We start from the raw sequence: 2,942 nt of genomic DNA on the forward strand, positions 1-2,942 counted from the left end.
GAGGTCATCGCCGATCGCATCGGCCCTGCGGCCGGCACGGTCGAACGCCTCGACGACCGCACCTGCGTCCTGCACACCGGCGCGGACACCGTCGAGACCCTCGCCGTCCATCTGGGCCTGCTCGGCGCGGACTTCGACGTCACCGGTCCGCCGGAACTCCTCACCCACCTGCGCCGTCTCGTCCACCGATACATCCGCGCGATCACCTCGTCTGCACCAGGTGATCGGACCGGGTGAGCGCCCGCTCGCCGAATGACCACAACACCGCCGGCCTCCCCGCCCGGCTCCGGAAGCCATCGGGAAACCGGCCACGAGTTGACGGGGCGGCTGGTCGCCGAAGCAGGCAAGAGCGGCCTGCCGCCGAATGGTGGGGCAGCCCCGTCCGGTCACGCAGCTGGTCACAGTCCTCACGGCGAGGGGAGGACGCGACCAGCAATGACGCGGCTGACCTAGCCGAGGTGCTCGCTGGAGGACTCCACCGTCTGCTTGAGATGCTCAGGCCGTGGTCCATTCCGGCGCCCATCGGGATGGTGAGGTCGTCCGGTCGCACGTCGTGGATCCATACGAACCGGCTGCGGCCGTCCCCGTGCGGGACGACCTGCATCGAGGCGTTGTCGTGTGCCGGCTGCATGGTGCCGCCGATGACCGAGAAGACGAGCCGGCGCAGCTCATCGTCGAGCGCGATGAGCCGCTCCCGCAGCACCATTCCGTCGGCGAACGTGACGACCCTGACGTCCGGTCCGTCGAGCCGGCTGTCGGTGACGAAGCCCGGCGCCATCCCGATGGGGCCGTCGGTGAAGTCACTGATGATCGCCCACACGGCCGCGGGGTCGGCATCGATGATGATCTGTTTGTGCACGGAGGCCATATCTGTCTCTTCTGTAGTGGTGGGGACTGGTGTCGCGCGTTGGCGAGTGCGTCTATGCGGCGACGACGCAGAACTGGTTGCCCTCGGGGTCGGCCAGCACGACCCAGGCGTCGAAGCACCGCACTTCACTCGCGCCGAAGGCCCGGATCCGATCACGTGCGTGCTGAGCCGCCTCGCGCGAGGACCAACGGGCGAGAACCGCGACCTCGACCTGTTCGACCTGCTCCAGCGTGATCGACGGCGGCCGGCCCGACCGTTCCTCGTCCATCAAGCCGTCCAGCCGTAACCGATGACGTCATTTCGACACCGCGTCCGGATGCACCCGCGGCTGAGCGGCGATCTTCTGGTTGCCCATGCGGTCCGCGCACGCTTGGTGGTCAGAGCTTGCCGTCGAGGAGCACGATGCGGTGGCCAGCCAGGTGGCGGGTGAACTCGGCGACGAACTCCGGGGGAAGGTGGCCAGCTCGCTGGCAGGGCCGCCGGAGACTGCGTGGGCCGGACGCGCCGGGGAAGGCGACGACCGGCATCACGAACCTCCCAGGGACGCTGTGACAGATAACACTAATGAGCCGGCCTGGCCTGGGCGAACGTGGTCCCGGCGCGGCATGTGTGACAGGTAATGCAAAGTCCTCTAGCTCTGGTCTGAGGGTGAGTGCTTGTATCACCTTGCGCCGCTGCGGGGAAAGGTCCCGGTAGGGACTTTGGTCCCCTACCGGAGGTGCCGTGCGTGCGCAATCGTGGAGCCGTGCAAGAGCAGGCAACGCCGCCCGCACCGGTGAGCAGGGAACTGTCTCGCGATGAGGCACTGCGGCTTCTGGGGAATGTCACCTTCGGCAGGATCGTGTTCATCAGCCGGGCGATGCCGGCCCTTCGGATCGTCGCTCACGTCATGGACGGCGACGGCTTGCTGATCGGACTGCCGTACGAGCCGGAGATCGCCGCACTGCTGCGGCGGGTCTCCGGCGTGGTGTACGAGGCGGATTTGCTGGATGCGGCCACCCGGTTGGGTTGGAGTGTGGTGCTGACCGGGCGGGCCGGGCTGGTGGAGGATCCGCAGGAGTTGGCGCAGGCTCGGGTCAGGCTGCAGGCCTGGCCTGGTGAGCTGGTCGACGTGGTGGTACGGCTGCGGCCGGAGCTGGTTACCGGCTTCCAGGTCGCCGCCGGATCGGGCGCGCCGTGATGAGCATGGGCGAACGGGTCATCAGGCCGCTGTCGCAGGCTGAGGCGCTGGAGCGGTTGGGTGCGGTGTCGCTGGGACGGCTGGTCTTCTCCTACCAGGCCCTGCCGGACATCCGACCGGTCAACCACCTCCTGGACAACGGGCAGGTGATCGTTCGCAGTCACATCGGAGCGGCCGTGGTCTCGTCTATCCACGGCCTGGTAACCGTGGTCGCCTACGAGGCCGACGACATCGATCCGATCAATCACCTTGGCTGGAGCGTCATCGTCAAGGGAACCGCGGAACTGGTGAAGGATCCGGGCGAGATCGCCCGATATCAGCGGCTGCTGCGCGCCTGGGTCAACCAGCAGATGGACTACGTGATCCGGATCAAGCCTGAGATCATTACCGGTATCGAGCTGGTCTCTCACGAGACTGCCTCATCGTGATCGAGCCACGGGGCGGCGGCGACCTTGGCGGGCGGGCTCGCGTGCTTGCGCACTCTGCCGTCAGAGGTCGTTGCCGGCGTAGGACAGGTTGAAGCTCTTGTTGACCAAGGGGAAGTCGGGGACGATCGCGCTGTTGAGCGCTACCGGAAGAGCGGGCCAATTGAAGAAGGACGGATCGGCGATCTTCACGCGGGTGAGAGTCCCGCCGGGGGCGAGCTCGATGCGGTGGGCGATCGTGCCGCGCCAGCCCTCGACGAGTCCCACGCCCGAGGAAGATCCCTCGGCCGGAGGTGAATCCGCCGGCGCCGTGGGGTCGTCGACCAGATGAGTGATCAGGGCGATGGAGGTGGCGATCTCCTCGGCCCGGATCTGGAAGCGGGCCAGCACGTCCCCGCCGGTGCGGTGGGCCGGGGTGAAGTCGCCGAGGTCGGTGAAGGGGTGGTCGCGGCGGGCGTCGAGGTCCAGG

Annotated in this window: 5 protein-coding genes and 2 pseudogenes; 3 read left to right on the plus strand and 4 right to left on the minus strand. The window is 67.7% G+C overall.

Features of this window, described 5'->3' with window-relative positions; all coding sequences use genetic code 11:
- Positions 1-237 (plus strand): annotated as a pseudogene (locus AB0J09_RS61095) (DNA-binding transcriptional regulator); the annotation flags it as partial.
- On the opposite strand, the gene AB0J09_RS61100 reads toward AB0J09_RS61095, so the two are convergent.
- From AB0J09_RS61100 to AB0J09_RS61110, 3 genes are all read right to left on the minus strand, one after another.
- The gene (locus AB0J09_RS61100) at positions 203-868 is read right to left on the minus strand and encodes an SRPBCC family protein (protein ID WP_360713187.1); all 666 of its coding nucleotides are present in this window, start codon (positions 866-868) and stop codon (positions 203-205) included. The pseudogene AB0J09_RS61095 and the gene AB0J09_RS61100 sit on opposite strands and share 35 nt — an antisense overlap.
- A gap of 52 nt (positions 869-920) precedes the next feature.
- The gene (locus AB0J09_RS61105; protein WP_360713188.1) at positions 921-1,136 is read right to left on the minus strand and encodes a VOC family protein; all 216 of its coding nucleotides are present in this window, start codon (positions 1,134-1,136) and stop codon (positions 921-923) included.
- A 109-nt stretch (positions 1,137-1,245) separates the two neighbouring features.
- A complete protein-coding gene (locus AB0J09_RS61110; RefSeq protein WP_360713190.1) occupies positions 1,246-1,395 on the minus strand; it encodes a hypothetical protein in 150 nt (49 codons plus the stop codon).
- A 200-nt stretch (positions 1,396-1,595) separates the two neighbouring features.
- On the opposite strand from AB0J09_RS61110, the gene AB0J09_RS61115 reads away from it, so the two are divergent.
- Positions 1,596-2,048, plus strand: coding sequence for a pyridoxamine 5'-phosphate oxidase family protein (locus AB0J09_RS61115; protein WP_360713192.1), 453 nt, complete (start codon positions 1,596-1,598; stop codon positions 2,046-2,048).
- A gap of 5 nt (positions 2,049-2,053) precedes the next feature.
- A complete protein-coding gene (locus AB0J09_RS61120; RefSeq protein ID WP_360713194.1) occupies positions 2,054-2,476 on the plus strand; it encodes a pyridoxamine 5'-phosphate oxidase family protein in 423 nt (140 codons plus the stop codon).
- Positions 2,477-2,536: 60 nt separating this feature from the next.
- Here AB0J09_RS61120 and AB0J09_RS61125 read toward each other — a convergent pair.
- A pseudogene (locus AB0J09_RS61125) lies at positions 2,537-2,942 on the minus strand (formate hydrogenase); the annotation flags it as partial.

This window comes from Nonomuraea sp. NPDC049784 (assembly GCF_040659615.1).
Lineage (GTDB): Bacteria > Actinomycetota > Actinomycetes > Streptosporangiales > Streptosporangiaceae > Nonomuraea.

Excerpts from the sequence above, each read along its gene's own strand:
- AB0J09_RS61110 (WP_360713190.1), bottom strand. The coding sequence starts at position 1,395 with ATGCCGGTCGTCGCCTTCCCCGGCGCGTCCGGCCCACGCAGTCTCCGG.
- AB0J09_RS61120 (WP_360713194.1), top strand. The coding sequence starts at position 2,054 with ATGGGCGAACGGGTCATCAGGCCGCTGTCGCAGGCTGAGGCGCTGGAG.
- AB0J09_RS61105 (WP_360713188.1), bottom strand. The coding sequence starts at position 1,136 with ATGGACGAGGAACGGTCGGGCCGGCCGCCGTCGATCACGCTGGAGCAG.
- AB0J09_RS61100 (WP_360713187.1), bottom strand. The coding sequence starts at position 868 with ATGGCCTCCGTGCACAAACAGATCATCATCGATGCCGACCCCGCGGCC.